The 23,724-nt window shown below is 71.6% G+C and carries 17 protein-coding genes, 2 rRNA genes and 1 pseudogene; 12 read left to right on the top strand and 8 right to left on the bottom strand.

Going from position 1 to position 23,724, the window contains the following annotated elements; genetic code table 11:
* Both AB0A97_RS06335 and rrf read left to right on the top strand, forming a co-directional pair.
* Positions 1-93, top strand: a 23S ribosomal RNA gene (locus AB0A97_RS06335); the annotation flags it as partial.
* Positions 94-169: 76 nt separating this feature from the next.
* Positions 170-286 (top strand): 5S ribosomal RNA (rrf, locus tag AB0A97_RS06330).
* A 379-nt stretch (positions 287-665) separates the two neighbouring features.
* Here the strand turns inward: rrf and AB0A97_RS06325 are convergent.
* The 5 genes from AB0A97_RS06325 to AB0A97_RS06305 are packed head-to-tail and all read right to left on the bottom strand — an operon-like array spanning position 666 to position 6,300.
* Positions 666-1,976 carry a DUF58 domain-containing protein gene (locus AB0A97_RS06325; protein ID WP_361145087.1) on the bottom strand — a complete coding sequence of 437 codons (1,311 nt, stop codon included), beginning with the start codon at positions 1,974-1,976 and terminating at the stop codon, positions 666-668.
* A 9-nt stretch (positions 1,977-1,985) separates the two neighbouring features.
* Entirely contained in the window at positions 1,986-2,951 is a 966-nt protein-coding gene (locus AB0A97_RS06320; protein ID WP_361145084.1) for a MoxR family ATPase, read from the bottom strand.
* Positions 2,932-4,158, bottom strand: a complete 1,227-nt coding sequence (locus AB0A97_RS06315) for a DUF4350 domain-containing protein (RefSeq protein WP_361145081.1) — start codon at positions 4,156-4,158, stop codon at positions 2,932-2,934. The genes AB0A97_RS06320 and AB0A97_RS06315 overlap by 20 nt, the downstream gene beginning before the upstream one ends.
* The gene (locus tag AB0A97_RS06310; protein ID WP_361145338.1) at positions 4,155-4,811 is read right to left on the bottom strand and encodes a DUF4129 domain-containing protein; all 657 of its coding nucleotides are present in this window, start codon (positions 4,809-4,811) and stop codon (positions 4,155-4,157) included. The genes AB0A97_RS06315 and AB0A97_RS06310 overlap by 4 nt, the downstream gene beginning before the upstream one ends.
* A gap of 43 nt (positions 4,812-4,854) precedes the next feature.
* Positions 4,855-6,300, bottom strand: a complete 1,446-nt coding sequence (locus tag AB0A97_RS06305) for a hypothetical protein (RefSeq protein ID WP_361145078.1) — start codon at positions 6,298-6,300, stop codon at positions 4,855-4,857.
* Positions 6,301-6,470: 170 nt separating this feature from the next.
* Between AB0A97_RS06305 and mtnA the strand changes: the two genes are divergently transcribed.
* The 8 genes and pseudogenes from mtnA (at position 6,471) to AB0A97_RS06265 (ending at position 17,121) form a co-directional block, all read left to right on the top strand.
* Positions 6,471-7,643, top strand: coding sequence for an S-methyl-5-thioribose-1-phosphate isomerase (mtnA, locus tag AB0A97_RS06300; RefSeq protein ID WP_361145076.1), 1,173 nt, complete (start codon positions 6,471-6,473; stop codon positions 7,641-7,643).
* Positions 7,640-8,317: a two-component system response regulator MtrA gene (gene mtrA, locus AB0A97_RS06295; RefSeq protein WP_030017937.1), complete on the top strand. Its 678-nt coding sequence runs from the start codon at positions 7,640-7,642 to the stop codon at positions 8,315-8,317. The genes mtnA and mtrA overlap by 4 nt, the downstream gene beginning before the upstream one ends.
* Positions 8,318-8,729: 412 nt before the next feature.
* Complete coding sequence (gene mtrB / locus AB0A97_RS06290) at positions 8,730-10,970, top strand: MtrAB system histidine kinase MtrB (protein WP_361145071.1); 2,241 nt, start codon at positions 8,730-8,732, stop codon at positions 10,968-10,970.
* A 70-nt stretch (positions 10,971-11,040) separates the two neighbouring features.
* The gene (locus AB0A97_RS06285; protein ID WP_361145068.1) at positions 11,041-12,885 is read left to right on the top strand and encodes an LpqB family beta-propeller domain-containing protein; all 1,845 of its coding nucleotides are present in this window, start codon (positions 11,041-11,043) and stop codon (positions 12,883-12,885) included.
* Between the two features lie 344 nt (positions 12,886-13,229).
* Positions 13,230-13,547: pseudogene (locus AB0A97_RS06280) on the top strand (hypothetical protein); the annotation flags it as partial.
* 930 nt (positions 13,548-14,477) lie between these two features.
* Entirely contained in the window at positions 14,478-15,116 is a 639-nt protein-coding gene (locus tag AB0A97_RS06275) for a phosphoribosyltransferase family protein (protein WP_361145335.1), read from the top strand.
* A 320-nt stretch (positions 15,117-15,436) separates the two neighbouring features.
* Positions 15,437-16,129, top strand: a complete 693-nt coding sequence (gene raiA, locus AB0A97_RS06270; RefSeq protein WP_361145065.1) for a ribosome-associated translation inhibitor RaiA — start codon at positions 15,437-15,439, stop codon at positions 16,127-16,129.
* A gap of 236 nt (positions 16,130-16,365) precedes the next feature.
* Complete coding sequence (locus AB0A97_RS06265; RefSeq protein WP_361145062.1) at positions 16,366-17,121, top strand: response regulator transcription factor; 756 nt, start codon at positions 16,366-16,368, stop codon at positions 17,119-17,121.
* Positions 17,122-17,201: 80 nt separating this feature from the next.
* Here AB0A97_RS06265 and AB0A97_RS06260 read toward each other — a convergent pair whose 3' ends face one another.
* Together AB0A97_RS06260 and AB0A97_RS06255 are read right to left on the bottom strand one after the other, a co-directional pair.
* Positions 17,202-18,398 carry a crosslink repair DNA glycosylase YcaQ family protein gene (locus AB0A97_RS06260; RefSeq protein WP_361145059.1) on the bottom strand — a complete coding sequence of 399 codons (1,197 nt, stop codon included), beginning with the start codon at positions 18,396-18,398 and terminating at the stop codon, positions 17,202-17,204.
* A gap of 71 nt (positions 18,399-18,469) precedes the next feature.
* Positions 18,470-19,051 (bottom strand): GNAT family N-acetyltransferase, encoded by a 582-nt coding sequence (locus AB0A97_RS06255; protein ID WP_361145056.1) that lies wholly within the window; start codon positions 19,049-19,051, stop codon positions 18,470-18,472.
* Between the two features lie 347 nt (positions 19,052-19,398).
* Here AB0A97_RS06255 and secA point away from each other — a divergent pair, with 347 nt between their 5' ends.
* The gene (gene secA / locus AB0A97_RS06250; protein WP_361145053.1) at positions 19,399-22,233 is read left to right on the top strand and encodes a preprotein translocase subunit SecA; all 2,835 of its coding nucleotides are present in this window, start codon (positions 19,399-19,401) and stop codon (positions 22,231-22,233) included.
* Positions 22,234-22,349: 116 nt separating this feature from the next.
* On the opposite strand, the gene AB0A97_RS06245 is transcribed toward secA, so the two are convergent.
* The gene (locus AB0A97_RS06245; RefSeq protein WP_361145050.1) at positions 22,350-22,871 is read right to left on the bottom strand and encodes an Rv3235 family protein; all 522 of its coding nucleotides are present in this window, start codon (positions 22,869-22,871) and stop codon (positions 22,350-22,352) included.
* A gap of 309 nt (positions 22,872-23,180) precedes the next feature.
* On the opposite strand from AB0A97_RS06245, the gene AB0A97_RS06240 reads away from it, so the two are divergent.
* Positions 23,181-23,693: a hypothetical protein gene (locus tag AB0A97_RS06240; protein ID WP_361145047.1), complete on the top strand. Its 513-nt coding sequence runs from the start codon at positions 23,181-23,183 to the stop codon at positions 23,691-23,693.
* Positions 23,694-23,724 lie beyond the last annotated feature (31 nt).

The following is a 23,724-nucleotide window of genomic DNA, read 5'->3' as shown; positions in this document are numbered from 1 at the left end:
GGCTCCCAGTAGACGACTGGGTTGATAGGCCAGATATGGAAGCCTGGTAACGGGTGGAGTTGACTGGTACTAATAGGCCGAGGGCTTGTCCTCAGTTGCTCGCGTCCACTGTGTTAGTTCTGAAGTAACGAACTCGCCTTGCTGGCTGGAGTTGTTATCTTCATAGTGTTTCGGTGGTCATAGCGTTAGGGAAACGCCCGGTTACATTTCGAACCCGGAAGCTAAGCCTTTCAGCGCCGATGGTACTGCAGGGGGGACCCTGTGGGAGAGTAGGACGCCGCCGAACTTCTTTTGAAAGTGGGAAGCCCCGCACCGTATGGTGCGGGGCTTTCTGCGTTGTGCACCGGCCGTGGCAGGACGCTTCACATCGCACACGACCACGCCGCGACCGCGCCCATGTCCACGTCCAAGGCCCTGCCGGCTCACCGGCAGGGCCTTTCGTATGTGTGGACGCCGGCCCGGGCCGGCTCGGACTCCGTACCGGAGCCCGCCTTCATGCGGGAACGAGCGTCGTGTCCGGCGACGCGTCGAGGGAGAATCGTTCGCGGAGCAGCAGGACCCGCTCGGGGGAGTAGTCCAGCCGCACCAGGACGCCGGGTGTCGCCGTAGGGGCCGACAGCTAGGGAGGGAGCCGATCCGGCGGAGAGCCGAAGCTCCGCACCCCCCTACAGTCGGCCGGAAGCCTTGAGCGAGAGGTATGCGTCCGCGAGGTCGGGGGCGAGGCGGGCCGGTGTGGAGTCGATGACCGTGATGCCGAGGCGGCGCAGACGGTCCGCGCTGCGGCGACGGGCCGCGCGCGTCTGCTCGGCTGCGGCTGCGGCGTACACGGCCTGCGGGGTGTGGCGGGCGGCGGCCATCTCCTCGATACGGGGATCGGCCACCGCGGCGACGATGATCTCGTTGCGCTGGGTGAGGCCGGGGAGGGCGGGCAGCAGCCCCTCCTCGACCGGGGCCGTGTCCAGGCCGGTGAAGAGGACGATCAGGGAGCGGCGCGGCGTGCTGCGGTGAAGGGCGGCAGCCAGGCCGTGGGCGTCCGCTTCGACGAGTTCGGGTTCGAGGGGCGCGAGGGCGTCGGTCAGGGCAGGCAGGAGGTCTCCCGCCGCGCGGCCCTGGACGGAGGCCCGTACCCGGCGGTCGTAGGCGAGGAGGTCGACGCGGTCGCCGGCGCGGGACGCCAGGGCGGCGAGGAGCAGTGCCGCGTCCATGGAGGCGTCCAAGCGTGGGGTGTCGCCGACGCGGCCGGCCGAGGTGCGCCCGGTCTCCAGGGCCAGGAGGATGCGCCGGTCGCGTTCCGGGCGCCAGGTGCGTACGGCGACGGACTGGCGGCGGGCGGTGGCGCGCCAGTCGATGGAGCGGGTGTCGTCGCCGGGGGTGTAGTCGCGGAGGCTGTCGAACTCGGTGCCTTCGCCGCGGGTGAGGATGCTGGTGCGGCCGTCGAGTTCGCGGAGCCGGGCCAGTTTCCCCGGCAGGTGTCTGCGGCTGGTGAAGGGCGGCAGGACGCGCACGGTCCACGGGACGTGGTGGCTGCCTTGGCGGGCTGCGAGGCCGAGGGGGCCGTAGGAGCGGACCGTGACGCGGACGGCGTGGTGGTCGCCGCGGCGGGTGGGGTGGAGCGTCGTCGTGACGCGGCGGCGCTCGGCCGCGGGGACGTGAACGCGGTGGCGGGAGGCCGGGACTTCGGTGCCGGGGGCGAACGAGCTGGGCGGCCAGGCGTCGCGGAGCTGTGCGCGGAGCGGGCGTCGGTCCGGGTTGGTGATGGCCAGGTGCGTACGGCCTTCCTGACCGAGTCGAACGGATGTTTCACCAGTTCGGGTGAACTGGAGCTTCCGCACTGGCGCGGCGAGGGCCAGGTCGCACAAAATTGCTAGCAACAGGACGAGTTGGACGGTGAGGATGCCGGTCCAGCTCGGCAGGAGGAGGCCGACGAAGAGAGCTCCGAGGGCGGAGATGAGGGCGGTGCGTCCGGTCAGGGCCACGGCTCGGTCTCAGCGGGGGACGGGGAGGTGGGCGAGGACGGAGTTGATGACGGAGTCGGCGGTGACTCCTTCCATCTCGGCTTCCGGGCGGAGTTGGACGCGGTGCCGGAGTGTGGGCAGGGCCAGGGCTTTCACGTCGTCAGGGGTGACGTAGTCGCGGCCGGTGAGCCAGGCCCAGGCCCGGGAGGTGGAGAGCAGGGCGGTGGCGCCTCGGGGTGAGACGCCGAGGGAGAGCGAGGGGGATTCGCGCGTGGTACGGCAGATATCGACGATGTAGCCGGTGACCTCGGGGGACACGGCGACCTTGGCCACGGCGGCCCGGGCCGCTTCGAGATCGGCGGGGCCTGCGACGGGACGCAGGCCGGCCGCGTCGAGGTCGCGTGGGCTGAAGCCCTGGGCATGCCGGGTGAGGATGTCGACCTCGTCCTGGCGGGCGGGCAGCGGGACCGTCAGTTTCAGCAGGAACCGGTCGAGTTGGGCTTCGGGCAGCGGATAGGTGCCTTCGTACTCGACGGGGTTCTGCGTGGCGGCGACCAGGAAGGGCTCGGGGAGCGGGCGGGGCGTTCCGTCGACGGTGACCTGACGCTCCTCCATGGCCTCCAGCAGTGATGCCTGGGTCTTGGGCGGGGTGCGGTTGATCTCGTCGGCGAGCAGCAGATGGGTGAAGACCGGGCCGGGCTGGAAGGAGAACTGTGAGCTGCGTGAGTCGTAGACGAGAGAGCCGGTGACATCGCTCGGCATCAGATCGGGGGTGAACTGAACGCGCTTGGTGTCGAGTTCCAGGGTGGCCGAGAGCGCGCGGACCAGCAGGGTCTTGGCGACACCGGGGACGCCTTCGAGCAGGACGTGCCCGCGGCAGAGCAGCGCGACGACCAGGCCGGTGACGGCCGGGTCCTGGCCTACGACGGCCTTGGCGATCTCGGTGCGGACGGCCTCCAGGGAGGCTCGGGCGCTGTCAGCTGTCGGGGTGCTCACGGGGGTCGTGCCTCTCTGGGGACAGGATCGAACGTTCCAGGTGGTCGAGCTGGTCGGCCAGGGTGACCAGGGCCTTGTCGTCGGCGGGTGCGGGCCCGAACAACAAGGAGTGCAGGGCGGTGCCGGTCTCCGTGTCCGAGGGCAGGCGCGCGGAGACCGCCGGGAGAAGGATGTCGGGGGTGTGGGCGTGTGTGGGAGACACGCCGGTGAGTGGTGCGAGCCGGGTGCGGGTGGCGGCCCGTAGGACGTCGGCGGCACGGTCGCGGGCGCCTGCCCGCTGGTAGAGGCGGGCGTGGCCCTCGGTCGTCTCGGCGGCGGGGACGGTGACCGGCAGCCGCTCGGGGACGAGGGGGCCGAGCCGGCGGGCCCGCCAGAAGCCCGCGAGGGCGGCGGCGACGAGGAGCTGGAGCAGTGCCCAGCTCCAGCCGGAGGGGATGAGGTCGAAGAAGCCGCGCCGGCCGTCCTGTGTGGACGAAGGGTCGCTGACGGAGGGGAGGTACCAGACCAGATGCTTGTGCGAACCGAGCAGTTGCAGGGCGAGCGAGGCGTTGCCGCGTTCGGCGAGGTGGCGGTTGTAGAAGAGGTGCGGGGTGCCGAGGAGGACGGTGTCACCGCCGGCCGTGGAGGGCAGGCGCAGCAGGGTGGCGGCACCGTCGCTGGGGTAGCAGCGGTCGGCGGTGCGGGCGGATGTCGAGTAGCGCAGACCGCCGAGTTCGGCGTCTCCCGCGGCCCGGGCGGCGGGCAGGTCGCAGTCCGGGGGCAGCGGCTTCACGTCGGTGGGCGTCTTGGCCTCGGTCCCCGGCGCGAAGACGTCCAGGGCGGCCGGGCCCGGCGTCAGCAGGACGGTGCGTCCTGCCGTGCGACCGGCGGCCTGGTGGAGGGTGCCGAGCTGGCGGCTGGTCAGCAGGTTCGGGTCGGTGACCAGGACCGTGGTGTCCGGACCGGCCGCGGCGGCTGCCTCTTCCGTGGTGGTCACGACACGGGTGTCGACGCCGTGGTCGGCGAGGAGCGCGGCGACAGCGCCGCTGCCGTAGCGGTCCACCGACCGGGGGTCGAGGCGTCCGTGCTGGTCCCCGGACCGCAGCAGCGCCAGGCCGACGCCGCCCAGGAGGAGGACGAGGAGACCGGCGAGCAGTCCGCGCGAGCGGGTCCACAGACGGCGCGTGGTCGGTGCGAGCGAAGTGGTTCCGGCCGAGGTGGCGCTCATACGGCGCCCCCCTGGGGAGCGGTGGCCAGTCGGGGTTTGCTGTGCCGCAGGTCCGTGTCCAGGGTGCGCAGGGCGGCGTACTCCTGTGCGGTGCCCGGGCGGCCGCCGTACGTGACGTCGTCGAAGGTACGGGCGGCGGCGCGCAGGCGCTCGGAGTGGGCGGGCAGGACCCGGCCCGCCTCCGACGCGGCCTCGTCAGCGGTACGGCCGGGGCCCGGGGTGAGCAGGGTGCGTTCCTCCAGGGCGAGGACGATGGCCCGCATCCGTTCCTGGACGGCTTCGGTCCAGCGGTTGTCTGCCGCGTGCTGTTCTGCGGCGGCACGGTGTTCAGCGGCCGTACGGGGGCGGTCCCCGAAGAGCGCGCCGCCCCCGGAGGTGGGGGTGCGGCGCAGGGCGCCCAGACGGAGCCGGAGGGCGACGGCGAGCAGCAGGACCACGAGGACGATGGCGAGGAGGCCGGTCCAGCCGCCCGGTGTGGCCCCGGCGGCGGCTTCGAAGAGGTCACCGATGCGGTCCCAGAACCAGTCCAGGGCGCGCTGGAGCAGGTTCGGGTCGTTCTGGTGGTACCGCGGATCGGCGAGTTCGCGTTCGGCCGCCTCACGGGCGGGCACCCGCGGAACGCGCACCGGTCCGTCGTCTCCGGAGCCCGGCATCAGCTGCGCGAGCACGGCAGTTCTCCCCGCCCCCGTCACCGCATCAGCTTCCCGGAGTGCTGCCGGCCGTGCCCTGGCCGGTGCTGTCCGGACCGGGGCCGTGCCGGCCGGGTGCCTGCGTCCCGGGCGCCTGCGGGCCGGGTGCGTCCGCGCCGTAACCGGGCAGGCCGGCGGCGCGGGCGAGTTCGAGGTCGAGGGCCTCGCGGCGGATCCGCTGGTCCATGTAGAGGAGCGAGGTGACGCCCGCGCTGATGGGGTACGTGACCGCGGAAGTGATCACGGTCCCGACGGCCAGCACGATCAGGAATGTCCAGCCGGTGTCGCCGTTGCCCTCGGTCCAGGCCGTGAAGCTCTCACCGCCGAGGAGGACGGCGACGACGGTGGCCGGCACCTGGACGATCATCTGCACGACGGCGATCAGCAGGTGCGTGAGGAGCTGGATGCCCAGGATCCGCCACCACGCGCCGCGCACCAGCTTGGCGGAGCGCCGCATGGAGGCGATGACGCCCTGCTTCTCCAGCATCAGCGCCGGGGCGGCGAGGCTGAAGCGGACCCACAGCCAGATGCTCACGACGATGGCGCCCACAGCGCCGAGCACGACGAGCATCAGACCGGCCGTGGACGAGCCCACGGCCGCGACGACGATGCCGGGCAGCATGCCCACGAAGATGACGGCCGAGACGATGAGGGGCAGCAGGAGCAGCAGCCCGAGCAGCCGCGGCAGTCGGCCCCGGGAGTCCCGCCACGCCTCACCGGCCGTCACCGAGCGTCCCAGCACGGCCCGGCTGACGACGATGGTGAGCATCGCGGTGACGACGATCGTGCTCAGCAGCCCGACCACCGAGGTGACGGCACTGCCCGCGAGGGTGGAGCCGACGGCGTCCAGCGCTTCGCCGAGAGTGGCGTCGGGATTGTTCTCCAGCGCGGACAGGTCTCCGGCGCTGCGGAACAAGAACCCGGTGACGAGCGTGTTCACGGTCTGCGTGACGACCGCCACGACCAGCGAGATCCCGAGGACGGTGCGCCAGTGGGCGCGCATGGTGGACACCGCGCCGTCGAGGATCTCGCCGACCCCGAGCGGGCGGAGCGGGATCACACCCGGCTTGGCCGCGGGGGGCGGAGCCCAGGGGGCGTTCCAGCCCGGCTGTCCTCCCCACCCGGGCTGACCGCCCCGGCCGGGCTGCTGTCCGCCCCAGCCACTGTGGCCGCCCTGCGGGCCGGAGGGCCCGCTCTGGCCGCCGCGGCCGGAGCCGCCGGTGGGCGCGGACCACTGCCCGGCGGGAGGCTGCTCCTTGGACCACTGCGGAGGGACCGAGGAACCGCCGGCCGGCGTGGTGTCGGACGGGCCCGAAGGTTCGGTGGGGCCCGGCGCACCGGCAGGAGCGTTCGAGCCGGTGGGTCCCGCGGCGCCGGGCTGGTCCTGCGCGGCGCGGTCCGGCTCGTCGGAAGGGGAGGATCCGGGCGAGGCCCAGCCCGGAGAGTTGTTCATCGTCGCTCCTTCATGCTTCCCGCCCGTTCGAACGGCCGGTGTGCGGCGTCCGCAGTGCCTGTCATCGTGTCATGGCAACGGGCCCCGCGTCCCCGGGCCCTTGTCCGGGGGAGCGCCCTTGCACGGGGGAGCCCTTCTGCTCCGGCCGGTGTCGGCGGCAGACTGGGCGGATGGCCGATCGCTACGAGAAGTCCGAGGCGGGCGCCGACGCTCCCGTGGTTCCGTCACTGCGTTGGGAGGAGCTTCCCGAGGGGCCCGTACTGGTTCTCCTCGATCAGACACGGCTGCCGGCCGAAGAAGTCGAGCTGGTGTGTACGGACGTACCGGCTCTGGTGCAGGCGATTCGAACGCTGGCTGTGCGGGGCGCTCCGCTGCTGGGCATCGCAGGGGCGTACGGAGTCGCCCTGGCCGCCGCACGGGGATTCGACGTGGCTGATGCCGCCGGCACCCTGGCGCACGCGCGCCCGACGGCGGTCAACCTCGAATACGGCGTCAGAAGAGCGGCCGGCGCCTACCGCGACGCGGTCGAGAGCGGGGCGGACCGTGAGCGGGCCGCCGCCGCGGCATTGGCCGAAGCCCGGGCCGTCCACGCGGAGGATGCCGAAGCCAGCTCCCGGATGGCGGCGCACGGACTGGCGCTGCTGGGCGAACTGGTGCCCGGCGGCGGGCACCGCATACTCACCCACTGCAACACCGGAGCGCTGGTCTCCGGAGGCGAGGGCACCGCCCTGGCGGTGGCGCTGGCAGCCCACCGGGCCGGTGAGCTGCGGCGGTTGTGGGTCGACGAGACGCGGCCGCTGCTGCAGGGCGCGCGGCTGACCGCGTACGAGGCGGCGCGTACGGGCATGCCGTACACGGTGCTCGCGGACGGGGCGGCCGGGTCGCTCTTCGCGGCGGGCGAGGTGGACGCCGTACTGATCGGTGCCGACCGGATCACGGCGGACGGCTCGGTCGCCAACAAGGTGGGCAGCTATCCGCTGGCCGTACTGGCCCGGTACCACCACGTGCCGTTCGTGGTGGTGGCGCCGACCAGCACGGTGGACCTGGACACGGCGGAGGGTGCGCTCATCGAGGTGGAGCAACGGCCCGGGCACGAGGTGACGGAGATCGCGTTGCCGTTCGTGCCCGGTGCCGGGACGGAGGCCGGCACCGGGGTGCCGGTGGCTCCGCTGGGCGCGCTGGCCTACAACCCCGCCTTCGACGTGACGCCGGCCGAGCTGGTGACGGCGATCGTCACCGAGAACGGAGTGGTCTCACCCGTCACTCCGGGCGGTCTCGCGGAGCTGTGTTCCACATCACGATGGGGTAAGTCACGATCAGGTAATGGGATGATGGCCGAATGAAGGGACGCGTCCTGGTCGTCGACGACGACACCGCACTGGCAGAGATGCTCGGCATCGTGCTGCGCGGCGAAGGCTTTGAACCGTCGTTCGTCTCGGACGGGGACAAGGCGCTCGCCGCCTTCCGGGAGACCAAGCCGGACCTCGTGCTGCTCGACCTCATGCTGCCCGGGAGGGACGGCATAGAGGTGTGCCGGCTCATCCGTGCCGAGTCCGGTGTGCCGATCGTCATGCTGACCGCGAAGAGTGACACGGTCGACGTGGTGGTCGGCCTGGAGTCGGGGGCGGACGACTACATCGTCAAGCCGTTCAAGCCCAAGGAGCTGGTGGCCCGCATCCGGGCACGGCTGCGCCGCTCGGAGGAGCCGGCGCCCGAGCAGCTGGCCATCGGTGACCTGGTCATCGACGTGGCCGGGCACTCGGTCAAGCGCAGCGGCCAGTCGATAGCGCTGACGCCGCTGGAGTTCGACCTGCTGGTGGCACTGGCCCGCAAGCCGTGGCAGGTGTTCACGCGAGAGGTGCTGCTGGAGCAGGTCTGGGGCTACCGGCACGCCGCCGACACCCGGCTGGTCAACGTGCACGTGCAGCGGCTGCGCTCCAAGGTCGAGAAGGACCCGGAGCGCCCGGAGATCGTGGTGACCGTGCGTGGTGTCGGCTATAAGGCCGGGCCCAGCTGACATGCCGCGGGACGGTTCGGCCCCGGGGGACGAGCGGGGGCGGACCGTCCGCCCGGTGGGTGATATGCCCCTTTCGGGGCGTTTGCTGGGGTGGCTGCCCGACCGGTTGTCCGGCCGTCTGGCCCGGCGGTCGGGCGGAACCGTCGTACGCGCCGACGGCCGTGACGTCACCAGCCGTGCCAGTGATGGCCGTACCAGCGATAGCCGTGCCGGTAACGAACACGCCGGTGCCAGTCCTGCCGCCACCAGTCGTGACGTTGAAAGCCGCGACGTTGACGGCCGTGACGCTGGCGGTCGTGGCGATCGCAGCCCTGGTCACGGTGCGAGGGTCGGCGGGCGGCCCGGTGACGAGGCGGCGCGGTCCGCTGCCCGTCCTGGGCGGGCCGAGCGGCCGGGAGAGCGGCTCCGGGGCATGCCCGCGCGCCTGCTGCCCGACGGGGCCACGGCCGGTCCGGTCCACCCGATGCTGCGGCTCTTCGGCCGCTGGATACGTCGCCCGCTGCTGCCCGCGCTGCGCCTGTGGCGCCGGAACATCCAGCTCCGCGTGGTCGCCACGACCCTGCTGATGTCGCTGGGCGTGGTGCTGCTGCTCGGTGTCGTGGTCATCGGGCAGGTTCGCAACGGGTTGCTGGAGGCCAAGCGGCAGGCGGCCCAGAGCCAGGCGGCCGGCGGGTTCGCCGTGGCGCAGAAGCTGGCCGACGGCACCACCGACAGCCGCGGCGACGACTCCGTACGCTCCGGCAGCCGTGGCGTGCAGGACTCCGCGACCTGGCTGACCAGCCTGGTCGAACAGCTCGCCAGCGGCGGGCAGGGCGTCTTCTCCGTGGTGGCGCTCAGCTCCGGCTCGGCCGTCGAGGAGCCGTTCGGGGACAGCAGCCCGGACACCCGTGGCCCGCGCGCCTCCGGGGACGTCGACCCCGAGCGCAGCGTGCCCGCCGAGATGCGCCAGATGCTGGACACCAAGACCGGTACCTTCCGCCAGTCCACGCAGATCAAGCGCGTCGGGTCGGAGGAGGGCGAGCCGGCGATCATCATCGGCAAGCGGCTCAACGACGTCAACAGCAACCCGTACCAGCTCTACTACCTCTTCCCGTTCAGTCAGGAGGAGAAGTCGCTCAGCCTGGTGAAGGGGACCCTGGCCACGGCCGGGGTGTTCGTGGTCGTCCTGCTGGGCGCGATCGCCTGGCTCGTGGTGCGGCAGGTCGTCACGCCCGTCCGGATGGCGGCGGGCATCTCCGAACGGCTGGCCGCCGGTCTCCTCCAGGAACGGATGAAGGTCACCGGTGAGGACGACATCGCCCGCCTCGGCGAGTCCTTCAACAAGATGGCGCAGAACCTCCAGGTGAAGATCCAGCAGTTGGAGGAGCTGTCCCGGATGCAGCGGCGGTTCGTCTCCGACGTGTCGCACGAGCTGCGCACACCGTTGACCACCGTACGGATGGCCGCCGACGTCATCCACGACGCGCGCGAGGACTTCGATCCGGTGACGGCGCGCTCCGCAGAATTGCTGCGCGGACAGCTCGACCGCTTCGAGTCGCTGCTCGCCGAGCTGCTGGAGATCAGCCGCTTCGACGCGGGCGCGGCCGCCCTGGAGGCCGAGCCGATCGACCTGCGGGACGTGGTGCACCGGGTCATCGAGGGCGCCGAGCCGCTGGCGGAGCGCAAGGGCAGCCGGATCCTGGTGCGCGGCGCCGAGCAGCCGGTGATCGCGGAGGCGGACGCCCGCCGGGTGGAACGGGTGCTGCGCAATCTCGTGGTCAACGCGGTGGAGCACGGCGAGGGCCGGGACGTCGTGGTGCGGCTGGCCGCGGCCGGCGGCAGGAACGGCGGCGCGGTAGCCGTCGCGGTGCGCGACTACGGCGTGGGCCTGAAGCCGGGCGAGGCGGCCCGGGTGTTCAACCGTTTCTGGCGCGCGGACCCGGCACGGGCCCGTACGACCGGCGGTACGGGCCTGGGCCTGTCGATCGCCGTCGAGGACGCGCGGCTGCACGGCGGCTGGCTGCAGGCCTGGGGCGAGCCGGGTGGCGGATCGCAGTTCCGGCTGACGCTGCCGCGTACGGCGGGGGAGGCGCTGCGCGGTTCGCCGATACCGCTCGAACCCGAGGACTCCCGGCGCAACCGGGAGGCGGCCGGTGCGGGGCTGCCGCGCGGTGCGGCAGCGGTGCGGAAGACAGCCGCCATTCCGGCGCAGCAGCGGCTGGCGGAACCGTGGCCTCTTGAGCCGTACAGCGCGGCGCGTACTTCGGCCCGGGACGCGGCGCCCACTTCGGTCCACACTTCGGCCCCCACTTCGGCTCGTACCTCGGCTCGTACGTCTGCGCAGCGGTCGCCGGAGCCGGGGGAGGCCGCGGAGGCACGGACGGACAACCGGACGGACGCCGGTACCGGTGTCGGTACGGATGTCCATACGGGCACTCGTGGGGACGGCGTCGGGGCGGCGGCGGACGGTGCGCACCGCAACGGTGAGGCCGGCGGGGGCGCGCACGGAAACGGCGTACGCGGTGGGGCGGAGCGTGGACATGACGGTGGGGCCGGCGCGTCGGGTTCATCGGGCGCGCCGGGTTCGACCGGCAAGGGGTACGGGGGTGGCCCGGAACGGAAGGGTGGGAGCAGCGAGGGCGCTGAGCGGGAGGACGAGATCCGTGGGCACTGAACCGGGCGCGAGGACGCGAGCCGAGGCGGGTGCTGGTGCTGGTGCTCGGAGTGGTGCCGGGGGTGCCCAGGTGCGCGCCGGCGGTGGTGAGCGGGTGCGTCCCAAGGCGTCCGGCAGGGTTGTCCGTACGGGCGCTGTGCTCGGATGCGGCGCGTTGCTGCTGGCCGGGTGCGCGACGATGCCGGACAGCGGGGACATGCAGTCGGTCGACCAGTCGCCGCGGGCGGAGGCCGACGCGCAGGTGCGGGTCTACGGTGTGCCGCCGCAGGACGGTGCGCAGCCCACGGAGATCGTCAGTGGTTTTCTGGACGCCACGACGAGCGACGAGGTGGACTTCAGTACGGCCGTGCAGTATCTCGCCAGTTCGACGAAGAAGACGTGGCAGCCGTTCTCCGCGACGAAGGTGCTCCAGCAGCGGCCGAAGGCCGAACCTGTGGGGCAGGCCAACCGTGAGGACCCGAACGGCTACACGATCACGTTGTCCGGCAGCCAGGTGGCCACCGTCGACCGTAACCACGCCTACACGCCGGAGGAGCAGGCGTACCGGCAGACCATCCACCTGACCAAGGAGGACGGGCAGTGGCGCATCGACCGGCTGCCCAACGGGCTGGTGCTCGGGCAGTCCGACTTCCAGCGGATCTACCGTTCCGTCAACAAGTACTACTTCGCCGACTACAAGTCGGAGGCGCAGTCGGCCAAGGCGGGGCACAACGTGCTGGTCGCCGACCCCGTTTACCTGCGGCAGCGAATAGATCCGGTCACCGCGAGCGTGACCGCGCTGCTGGAGGGGCCCACGAACTGGCTGAACCAGGTCACGGCCTCCGCGTTCCCGACGGGCACCGCGCTCAGGAGCAGCGGCCTGTCCCTCGACGACTCCAACGCGCTGCGGGTGAAGCTGAGCAAGCGGGCGGCCGCCGCCGGGCCGGGGCAGTGCCGGCGGATGGCGGCCCAGCTGTTCTTCACCGTCCAGGACATCACCAGGGCGTCGAAGATCAGCGAGGTGGAGCTGCAGGACGAGGGCGGCAACCGGCTGTGTGTCCTGTCGCAGGACCGGGCCAACAGCGAGTTCGCGCCACGCAAGCACGTCGGGCGGCCCGCCCAGGAGTACTTCATCGACGCTGACCAGAAGGTCGTCAGCATGCCGGACACGACCACGGAGCCGCGGCCGGTGCCGGGACCGTTCGGGTCCGGCAAGACCCCGCTGAGCTCGATCGCGATCTCGCGCGGGGAGGACACGGCGGCGGGTGTCTCGGCCGACGGCCGGTCGCTGTACGTGGCTCCGCTGGAGTACGGCACCGAACGTGGCCCGGAGCTGCTGCACAGCACGGCCAAGAACGGTTTTTCGGCACCCAGTTGGGACGGGCTGGGGGACCTGTGGATAGCGGACCGTAGCGACAAGGGGTCGCGGCTGCTGCGCCTGCGTGAGGGCAAGGGCACGCCCGACGTGGTGACGGTGCCCGGGCTCGGCGACCGGCGGATCAAGTCGATCAAGGTGGCGTCCGACGGCATCCGGATCGCGGTGCTGGTCGAGGACAAGGGGCGTACGACGCTGCAGCTCGGCCGGGTCGAACGCGGTGGAACGGCACAGCGTCCGGTGCTGTCGGTGGAGGAACTGCGTCCGATCGCGCCCCAGTTGGAGGACGTGGTGGCGGCGTCGTGGGCGGGCGGCAGCCGGCTCGTGGTGGTCGGCAGGCAGTCCGGCGGGGTGCAGCAGATGCAGTACATGGAGACGGACGGCTCGGCGTCGAGCGCGCAGACGTTGCCCGGCGTCAACGGGGTCAAGGCGGTGACGGCCTCGGAGGACGAGACGAGGCCGCTGGTCGCGGACGGGGCCGAGGGGATCGTGCGGCTGCCGCAGGACGCGAACTGGAAGACCGTGGCGAAGGAGGGGAAGGCGCCGGTTTATCCGGGGTAGAGCGGGGTGCGGGAGCGGCGGCTGGGGCGGGGGCGCTTGTGTTGCCGGTGGTGTTGGGGTCGCTGTTGGTGTCTTGGGTGGTGGGGGCGGGGCGGGTGGGGTAGGCGTAGGTCCTGCTGTGGCTGTGGCTGTGGCTGTGGCTGTGGCTGTGGCTGTGGCTGTGGTCGTGGTCGTGGTCGTGGATGAAGTTGCGAGGCGGAGCCGTAGGTGCTGTCTGCGTGACCGTGCTCTCGTCGGCAGGGCCTGACCGGGGCTGAGATCGGCACACCTCTGTGGATTCAACCCGTCACCCGGCTTATCCACAGGGGGTGGTGCCCCTCCCCGTCCCGCGGGACAGTAGATCCATGCGGGGCGTATGGCGGGAAATCACCGGTCTGGTACTACCGGTGGACTGCGCCGGATGCGGCCTTCCTCGTACGGAACTGTGCGAGGAGTGCCACGAGGCGTTGATCCGGGGGGCGAGGGGGAGTGGGGGTGGGGGCGGGGGAGGCCCCCGGGGCCCCCGGAGGGTGCGGCCGCGCCCTGTCCCGCGCGGACTTCCGCCGACCTGTGCCGCTGCGCCGTACGCCGATGAGGTGCGGGCGGTGCTGCTCGCGCACAAGGAGCGGGGTGCGTTGCGGTTGGCAGACCCGTTGGGGCAGGCGCTTGCGGGGGCTGTGCGCGGGCTGTGGGGGCGGGGTGGTCCGTTGAGTTCTTACGGTGGTGTGTCTGGGGCTGGTGGTGGGACTGGGGGTGGTGGGGAGATTCGGTCCGGTAGTCGGTCTGGGTCCGATGTGAGCGCTGTGGCAGGTGGTGGGATTTGGTCCGGTAGTGAGTCTGGGGTCGGGGGCGTTGCTGGGTCTGGCGGTGTGCCTGTGACCAGTGACGTTGTTGGAGCTGGTGGTGAGCTTGAGGTCAATGGTGCTGCTGCGTCCGGTGGTGGGACTGGGGTCGGACGCGCTGCTACGTCTCGTGATGAGCCTCGGTTCGGTTGGAGGACGGGGCTGTGTGCTGGTTGTGGGCCTGGCGCCGGTGGGGAGTGTCAGCCCAGAGGTACGTCGCGGCCCGGTGGGGGGTCGGGGGTGCAGGGTGGTGGCGCGCGTCAGCTCGGTGGTGATGCGGAACCTTGTGAGGTGCCGGAGGCTGATCCTGGTGAGGAGCAGGAGCAGGAGCAGGAGCAGGAGCAGGAGCAGGAGCAGGAGCAGGAGCAGAAGCTTGGGGTTGGGGCTGAGTGTGTGCGTTGGGCCGGTGGGGTGCTTCGCCCTGCTGAGTTTTCGGGTCCGGGGGCCGCAGGTGCGCAGGGGGACAGTGGTGAGTCGCGGTTTGGCCGGGTAGGGGTGCAGGTGAGGTTCCGACCCGCGTCTGGTGGTGGCGTAGTGGGCGCTGTTGGGTCGGAGCCTGCGTTGAGCTGTCCGCGTCAGGCCTGTGGGCGGCTGGGCCTGCCGGGCCGCCCGGCGGGGCGGGGCAACGGAGGGGATCCTCCGCGTCCGGCTGCTGGTGATCTGTGCCGTGCCAGGGCGAGCTGTGGTGGCGGGGCCGGCGGCTCTGGGGCCGTACGGCCCGGTGAGGAGTGCCCGCGTGCCGGCTGCGGTGCGTTTGATCTTGCCGGTTCCGTGGGGCTCGGGACTCCAGGGGCTGAAGGGCCGTGTCGCTGTCTCCAGCCGCTGGAGGGCGATGCCGGCCCCGGGCCGGCCCGGCCGGCCTCCGGCCCGTCAGGCCGGCCCCGGCCTGCCACTCCCGCGGCGGTTGCCCTTGGGCCCACGACTGCTACCGGCCCCGCCCCTCCCGCCGCATCCACCGCCAGCACCGCCAGCACCCTCCCTGCTCACCCCGCCCACCGCACCCACCCCACCACCCCCCTCCTCCTCATCCCCGTCCCCTCGGCCCGGCGGGCGGTGGCGGGCCGGGGGCATGATCCGGTGCGGCGGATCGCGCTGGCGGCGGCTCGGGACCTTCGGCGGGAGGGGGTGCCCGTTCGGGTCCTCTCCGCGCTCCGGCAGCGGCGTACGGTTGCTGATCAGGCGGGCCTCAGTGCCCGCCAACGCCTGGCCAACGTCTCCGGAGCCCTGACAGTCGTCCCCGGAGCCGTGCGGCTGCTGGCGGAGGCCCCGGTGGTACTGGTGGACGATCTGATGACCACCGGGGCTTCGCTGGCGGAGGCGGCGAGGGCCGTGCGGGCGGCCGGGGGAAGGGTGGTGGGGGCAGGTGTGGTGGCGGCGCCGCGGAGTGCTTTCGAAATCAACTGGAACTGACCGCGAAAATTCATCGTTGCAGGTAACGAGGGCGAAAAAGCACCCAAACGGAGCTAGTGCCAGCCAGGGGGTGCCGTCACCCGTCCGGGAGAGCTATGTTCGGTTGTGAGGACTTGGCTGACGCTTTGCCTCGGATGCCGGGATAGGTGCGTTTATGGGTTTTTGCAGGGACCCTGAAATGAACGGGAGTGGGGACCCTGCCGACGGGGGAGGAGGAGGTGAAAGTCGCCAAGTCCGAGGCTTCGGCACTCACCGGAGCCTGGTGCAAGAAGGAATCGCTCCGCGCGTAGCAGCGGGGTGATCCGGGAACGGAGTTCTGCGTGGACATCGTCGTCAAGGGCCGCAAGACCGAGGTGCCCGAGCGGTTCCGCAAGCACGTGGCCGAGAAGCTGAAGCTGGACAAGGTCCAGAAGCTCGACGGCAAGGTGATCAGCCTGGACGTCGAGGTGTCCAAGGAGCCCAACCCCCGGCAGGCCGACCGTTCCGACCGAGTGGAGATCACCCTCCGCTCCCGAGGCCCGGTGGTACGGGCCGAGGCGGCCGCCGCCGACCCCTACGCCGCGCTCGACCTGGCCACGGCCAAGCTGGAAGCGCGGCTGCGCAAGCAGCACGACAAGCGCCACTCGCGGCGCGGCAACGGGCGCATCCCGGCGAGCGACGTCGCGGTCAGCGTCCCGGACGCGGCCAAGCTCGACGAGACCGGCCACCTGGCCGTGGACGGCGCGCCGCAGGAGCAGGTGCCGACGACGAAGATGGGTTCGCTGGAGGTCCAGGGCGAAGGCCCGCTGGTCGTCCGCGAGAAGACCCACTCCGCGGCGCCGATGACGCTCAACCAGGCGCTCTACGAGATGGAGTTGGTCGGACACGACTTCTACCTCTTCGTCGACGCCGAGACCAAGCAGCCGAGTGTCGTCTACCGGCGGCACGCCTACGACTACGGCGTCATCCATCTGAACCCTGACTCGTTCGGGGGAGAGGAGCCCGGTGGCGCCGGTGGGGCGCTCGGCGGCTGACGGCCGCTGAAGTGGTGCCCCCGGCGTACGCCCGGGGGCACCATTGCGCCTGCGGGGGGCAGGAGTTGAGGCCGTATAGTGTCTGTGCCGGCCAGGGAGCCTGTGCGCGCGACATGGCGACATGCGGGGGAGACGGTTGTATGGCGTTGTTCGGGCTGGCCGCAACGGGCTGTAGTCAACCAGCCTTATGTCCAAACTCTGGCCTTCACCGGCCGAGTAGTTGACGGGGAGGAACGATGGGGGACAGCTTCGGGCCCGTGCACGGCGGAGCGGACGGCGACGGGGGCGGCGCCGGTGACGGTTGCGGTACGGACGCGGGCGTGTCGGGCAAGGAGCCGATCAGGGTCCTGGTCGTCGACGACCACGCGCTCTTCCGCCGGGGCCTGGAGATCGTGCTCGCCCACGAGGAGGACATCGAGGTCGTCGGTGAGGCCGGGGACGGCGCCGAGGCGGTGGACAAGGCCGCTGACCTGCTGCCCGACATCGTGCTGATGGACGTACGGATGCCCCGGCGCGGCGGCATCGAGGCGTGCACCTCCATCAAGGAGGTGGCCCCCAGCGCGAAGATCATCATGCTGACGATCAGCGACGAGGAGGCCGACCTCTACGACGCGATCAAGGCCGGGGCCACCGGTTACCTCCTCAAGGAGATCTCCACGGACGAGGTGGCGACGGCGATCCGCGCGGTGGCGGACGGCCAGTCCCAGATCAGCCCGTCCATGGCGGCCAAGCTGCTGACCGAGTTCAAGTCGATGATCCAGCGCACCGACGAGCGCCGCCTGGTGCCGGCGCCCCGGCTCACCGACCGTGAGCTGGAGGTCCTCAAGCTGGTCGCGACCGGTATGAACAACCGCGACATCGCCAAGGAACTGTTCATCTCCGAGAACACCGTCAAGAACCACGTCCGGAACATCCTGGAGAAGCTGCAGCTGCACTCCCGGATGGAGGCGGTCGTGTACGCGATGCGGGAGAAGATCCTGGAGATCCGTTGACGGGCCCGTAGCGGGTCGGTGAACGGCCCTGGGGCGGGCCCGCTGCCTGCCCCACCCCGGCCAGGACCCGTTCCTTCCCCCTATGCCCCCGCTTCCGCCCCCACCTCCGCGACCAGCGCCGCCCGCAGTGCGGCGTCGTCGCAGCGTTCGACACGTACGGAATCGCAGCCGACCCACCGCGCGGCCTCGGTCAGCGCCTGGGCCATCGGCCGCACGGCCTTGGCGTCGCGCATCGACACCTGGCGGGCGACGAGCGTGCTGCCCTCGCGGGCCGGATCCACCCGCCCGGCGAGCCGGCCGCCGGCCAGCAGCGGCATCGCGAAATAGCCGTGTATCCGCTTGGGGCGCGGGACGTAGGCCTCCAGGCGGTGGGTGAAGTCGAAGATGCGGGCCGTGCGCGGGCGGTCCCAGACGAGGGAGTCGAAGGGCGAGAGCAGGGTCGTACGGTGCCGACCGCGCGGTGCTTCGGCCAGGGCGGCGGGGTCCGCCCAGGCGGGTTTGCCCCAGCCCGCCACCTCGACCGGGACCAGCCCCGACGCCTCGATGACGGCGTCCACCTGCTCGGCCTTGAGGCGGTGGTAGTCGGCGAGGTCCGCGCGGGTGGCCACGCCCATCGCGGCGCCGGCCTGGGCGACCAGGCGCCGCGTGCACTCCGCGTCGGACAGGTCGTCGTGCAGCAGGTGGTCGGGGACGGCGCGCTCGGCGAGGTCGTACACCCGCTTCCAGGCGCGGCGCTCCGTGCACACCACCTCGCCGGTGTCCAGCAGCCACTCCACCGCGATCTTCGTCTCGGACCAGTCCCACCACTCGCCGCCCTTGCGGCCGCCGCCCAGGTCGGAGGTGGTCAGCGGGCCGTCGGCCTTCAGCCGGTCCAGTACGGCCGCGCAGGAGCCCTCGCGGTCCTCCATCCGGTGCCAGCGGTGTCCCCTCGCGCGCATCGCGCGGCGCCGGAAGGCGAAGTGGGGCCACTCCTCGACGGGCAGGATGCAGGCGGCGTGGGACCAGTACTCGAAGCTGTGCCCGCCCGACCAGTAGGCGGACTCGACGGCGGGGCGGCCGACGGCGCCGAGCCGGGCGTACGGGATCAGCTCGTGGGAGCGGGCCAGCACCGAGATGGTGTCGAGCTGCACCGCGCCCAGGCGCCGCAGGACGCCCCGCACGCCCGCACGGCGGTCCGGCGCGCCGAGGAATCCCTGGGCCCGCAGGGCCATGCGCCGGGCGTCGTCGGCGGACAGGGTGGTCACGGGCTTCGGCTTCGCGGGCTTCGCAGCTGTCATGAGGCACAGCGTAGGAGTGACCACTGACAATGCCGGTGACCGTGTCCGGCGGGCCGTACCGCCCGAACTCGTCAGCCCGGGAACGGGAGATGGGGCGTCTCGGAGGGCAGCCCCAGGTCGCCGGGGAGCAGCGAGCCGATCCAGGCGTCCCGCCGGACGCCGCGGAGCGAGACCTTGGCGCGCAGGGTGCCCTCCATCCGGAAACCGGCCTTCAGCGCCACGCCGCGTGACGCGCTGTTGCCGACTTCCGCGAGCCACTCCAGGCGCTCGACGCCGAGTTCCGTCAGGGCCCAGCGCGCGACCTCGCGCACGGCTTCGGCGGTCCAGCCTCTGCCGCGCTGATCCTTCGTCGTCCAGTAGCCGATCTCGGCCTGCCGCTCGGCGGACCGCAGCGTCATGCCGAACAGGCTCACGGCCCCGGTCAGCGTGCCGTCCGCCTTGGTGGTCACGGCGAAGCGGTACTGCGTGTCCGTGTGCCACTCCTCCTGGCTGCGGGCTATGTAGTCGTGGGCCTGTGCCATGCCGAACGGGGCCGGTACGGATGTCCAGCGCGGTATGGCCGGATCCTGACAGGCGGTGTGCACCGCCTGGGCGTCGGCGGGGGCGAAGGGGCGCAGGAGGAGACGCTCGGTGGTCAGCGTGACGGGTTCCATGGAGGGAGTGTGCGGAGACGGGGCGGGCGGGGCGAGCGGTTTTCCCGGGATGCTCCCGGTCCGTCCTTCGGGCCGCCGGGCCCCGCCCGTCCCGGGCCCCACGCCCGCTGCTCGGGTCCCTCCCGGCACTTTCCCGGGGCCTCGCGCGTTCTCATGAGGAAGGGTGTGCACCGGGGAGCGGTGTGCTTCGCGGCGGTGGACCTCCCGGCCGGATGGGGTCCTCCTTTACGATGGCCGTTGCGGCGGGGCCTGCCCCTTGGAAAAATGCCGCGCCCGCGCACCCTCCCCCTGCCTGCGGCGGGGGGTACCCCCAGCGCCAGGCCCGACCGGCAAGGAGACCAGCCCAAGTGTCCGTCTTCAACAAGCTCATGCGTGCAGGCGAAGGAAAGATCCTGCGCAAACTGCACCGCATCGCGGGCCAGGTCAACTCCATCGAGGAGGACTTCGCGGCCCTCTCCGACGCCGAGCTGCGGGCGCTCACCGACGAGTACAAGCAGCGGTTCGCGGACGGCGAAACCCTGGACGACCTGCTGCCCGAGGCGTTCGCGACGGTCCGTGAGGCCGCCAAGCGGGTGCTCGGTCAGCGCCCCTACGACGTCCAGCTGATGGGTGGCGCGGCCCTCCACATGGGGTACGTCGCCGAGATGAAGACCGGTGAGGGCAAGACCCTGGTCGGTACCCTCCCCGCGTATCTGAACGCGCTGTCCGGCGAGGGCGTCCACCTGATCACGGTCAACGACTACCTGGCCGAGCGCGACTCCGAGATGATGGGCCGGGTCCACAAGTTCCTCGGGCTCACGGTCGGTTGCATTCTGGCCAATATGACGCCTGCCGAACGGCGCGAACAGTACAACCGGGACATCACGTACGGAACGAACAATGAGTTCGGTTTCGACTACCTGCGTGACAACATGGCCTGGTCGAAGGACGAGCTGGTCCAGCGCGGCCACAACTTCGCCATCGTCGACGAGGTCGACTCGATCCTGGTCGACGAGGCCCGCACGCCGCTGATCATCTCGGGTCCGGCGGACTCGGCCACCAAGTGGTACGGCGACTTCGCGAAGTTGGTCAAGCGCCTGAAGAAGGGCGAGCCCGCCAACCCGCAGCGCGGCATCGAGGAGACCGGCGACTACGACATCGACGAGAAGAAGCGCACGGTCGGCATCCACGAGTCGGGCGTCAGCAAGGTCGAGGACTGGCTCGGCATCGACAACCTGTACGAGTCGGTCAACACGCCGCTGGTCGGGTACCTGAACAACGCGATCAAGGCCAAGGAGCTGTTCAAGCTCGACAAGGACTACGTCGTCATCGACGGCGAGGTCATGATCGTCGACGAGCACACCGGCCGTATCCTCGCTGGCCGCCGCTACAACGAGGGCATGCACCAGGCCATCGAGGCGAAGGAGGGGGTGGAGATCAAGGACGAGAACCAGACGCTCGCCACCATCACCCTGCAGAACTTCTTCCGCCTCTACAGCAAGCTCTCCGGCATGACCGGTACGGCCATGACCGAGGCCGCCGAGTTCCACCAGATCTACAAGCTGGGCGTCGTCCCGATCCCGACCAACCGCCCGATGGTCCGCAAGGACCAGGCCGACCTGATCTACCGCACCGAGGTCGCCAAGTTCGCGGCGGTCGTCGAGGACATCGTCGAGAAGCACGAGAAGGGCCAGCCGATCCTGGTCGGCACGACCTCCGTGGAGAAGTCCGAGTACCTCTCCCAGCAGCTGAACAAGCGCGGCGTGCGCCACGAGGTCCTCAACGCCAAGCAGCACGACCGGGAGGCGTCGATCGTCGCCCAGGCCGGCCGCAAGGGCTCCGTCACGGTCGCCACGAACATGGCCGGCCGCGGTACGGACATCAAGCTGGGCGGCAACCCGGACGACCTCGCCGAGGCCGAGCTGCGCAGCCAGGGCCTCGACCCGGTCGAGCACGTCGAGGAGTGGGCGGCCGCGCTGCCCGCCGCCCTGGAGAAGGCCGAGGCCGCGGTCGAGGCGGAGTTCGAAGAGGTCAAGAGCCTCGGCGGGCTGTACGTCCTGGGCACCGAGCGGCACGAGTCGCGCCGGATCGACAACCAGCTGCGCGGCCGCTCCGGCCGGCAGGGCGACCCGGGCGAGTCCCGCTTCTACCTCTCCCTCGGCGACGACCTGATGCGCCTGTTCAAGGCCCAGATGGTCGAGCGGGTCATGGCGATGGCCAACGTCCCCGACGACGTCCCGATCGAGAACAAGATGGTGACGCGCGCCATCGCGTCCGCGCAGTCGCAGGTCGAGCAGCAGAACTTCGAGACCCGTAAGAACGTCCTGAAGTACGACGAGGTCCTCAACCGCCAGCGCGAGGTCATCTACGGCGAGCGCCGCCGCGTCCTGGAGGGCGAGGACCTCCAGGAGCAGATCAAGCACTTCATGGACGACACCATCGACGCCTACATCCAGGCGGAGACGGTCGAGGGCTTCGCCGAGGAGTGGGACCTGGACCGCCTGTGGGGCGCGTTCAAGCAGCTCTACCCGGTCAAGGTGACGGTAGCGGAGCTGGAGGACGAGGCCGGTGACCGCGCCGGCATCACCTCCGACTTCATCGCGGAGGCCGTCAAGGAGGACATCCACCAGCAGTACGCGGCCCGTGAGGAGCAGCTCGGCTCCGACATCATGCGCGAGCTGGAGCGCCGCGTGGTGCTGTCCGTCCTTGACCGCAAGTGGCGCGAGCACCTCTACGAGATGGACTACCTCCAGGAGGGCATCGGCCTGCGCGCGATGGCCCAGAAGGACCCGCTGGTCGAGTACCAGCGCGAGGGCTTCGACATGTTCACTGCCATGATGGAGGGCATCAAGGAGGAGTCCGTCGGCTACCTGTTCAACCTGGAGGTCCAGGTCGAGCAGCAGGTCGAGGAGGTCCCGGTGGCCGACACCGAGGAGAAGACCTCGCTGGACAAGGACGTCCAGGACGCCGTGCCCGCCGGGGCCGGCGCCGGACGGCCGGAGATCCACGCGAAGGGCCTGGAGGCGCCGCAGCGTCCGGACCGCCTGCACTTCTCCGCGCCGACCGTGGACGGCGAGGGCGGTGTCGTCGAGGGTGACTTCACCAGCGAGGACGCGGCCCCGGCCCGCTCGGAGTCGGACGGCCTGACGCGCGCGGAGCGCCGCAAGGCCCAGAAGAGCGGCGGGCGCCGCCGCAAGAAGTGACGTACGGCGCGACGTGACGCCCGCCGCCCGGCGGTGGGGGCGAGGCCGGGGTACCGCAGCGCGTAGCTGCGGTACCCCGGCTCTTTTCGTACGCGTGGGACCGCGCGCCGCCCGGTTCACCACACCCGGGTGGTCGGGCCGATGTCGACGGCGGCGCAGCGCCACCGGGCGTCGCCGCCCAGCTCCAGGCGGAAGGCGAGGGCGCGCAGCCGCTCGCCGGAGACGATGCGGGCGAATGCCTCGATGACGTCCGGGCGCGGCAGGCACAGGCCGCAGTGGGCCACCGACGGGGCCGGAGCGTAGCGGCCCGCTGTGGTGCCCGTGGGCCGCAGGGGTGCTTGCGGGGCCAGTTCGACGAGGCGGTCGTACGCGGCGGGCAGCGCGTGCCCCAGGAGGGCGTGCACGGGGCGCCGGCCACTCAGGGTCAGGAGAAGCTGCTCGGCGAACCAGTCGTGCGGATCGGGGCGGGAAGGGCGGCGCCGGAGGGACCGGGCGGGGGCCGTACGGGGGCCGGCCGGGCGCCGGGTGTCACGGCGGCCGGGCGGGCCGGTACGGGGGCGGCCCGGTCCCGCGGCGGGCGGAATCCCGGGGGAGCGGGTGCGGGTGGAGGGGAGGGTGTCGGTGTGCGTGGTGAGCATGAGGGCCCCCGTTCGGCCGGCCCGGTGGATACCGGGCAGTAGCTTCGGTGGGGTTCTTCTACCGGCGGGGAATCGGCGGCGGCAAGGGCCTCCGGCCGGGCCGGGCGGACGGCCGGGAATTCACCCATCAGGGGGAGAGCGGGCGGATGTGCGGGCGCGAAACGGCGTGCGGCCCGCCGGGGGCGGCGCCGGAGGGGCGGAGCGGGAGCACGAAGGGGGACTCCGGCCCGTATCTCACGCCGTACCCCGCGCCCGTATGCTGGCCGGACAGATTTTCCAGACCCAGCGATGTGAGCGGAAGCGGCAGCCATGCGCGTGTATGTCCCCCTGACCCTGCCCGGACTCGCGGCGGCGCACGAGGCCGGGGAGTTGGGCCCCGGCCCGCTGGACGCCTACGCCGTCACGCCCGCGCTGCGCGAGTGGTACGTCTCCGACGACATCGAGGAACTGGAGTACGCGGCGCTCAACCGGGCCGCGCAGGGCTCGCTGCGCCGGCTCGCGGCCGACCCCGACGCCCCGCGGCGCCGGGTCGTGGTGGCCGTGGACGTACCGGAAGGCACGGCCGTCGCCGACCCCGACCGGGGCCTGGACCAGACGGCGCTGGGCGAGGTGCGGATCGCCGGTCCGGTGCCGATGGCGAAGGCCGCGGCGGTGCACGTGGACTCCGACGACGCGGTCCAGGACGTCACGGCGGCCGCCGGCGCGCTGGGTGCCGCGGACCTCGGCGACGAGGACGCGCGGTTCACGGTGGACGGCGCGGAGGACCACGAGCTGATGTGGTTCGGCGTGCAGGAGATCCCGAATCTGATCGCCGGGCGCTGAGCGCGGGGCGGCTGAGAGCCTGACGGCCCGC

This window comes from Streptomyces sp. NPDC045470 (assembly GCF_040646595.1).
Classification (GTDB): domain Bacteria; phylum Actinomycetota; class Actinomycetes; order Streptomycetales; family Streptomycetaceae; genus Streptomyces.
Note: the sequence above shows the minus strand (reverse complement) of the source record. Positions and strands in the feature narration are given on the sequence as shown.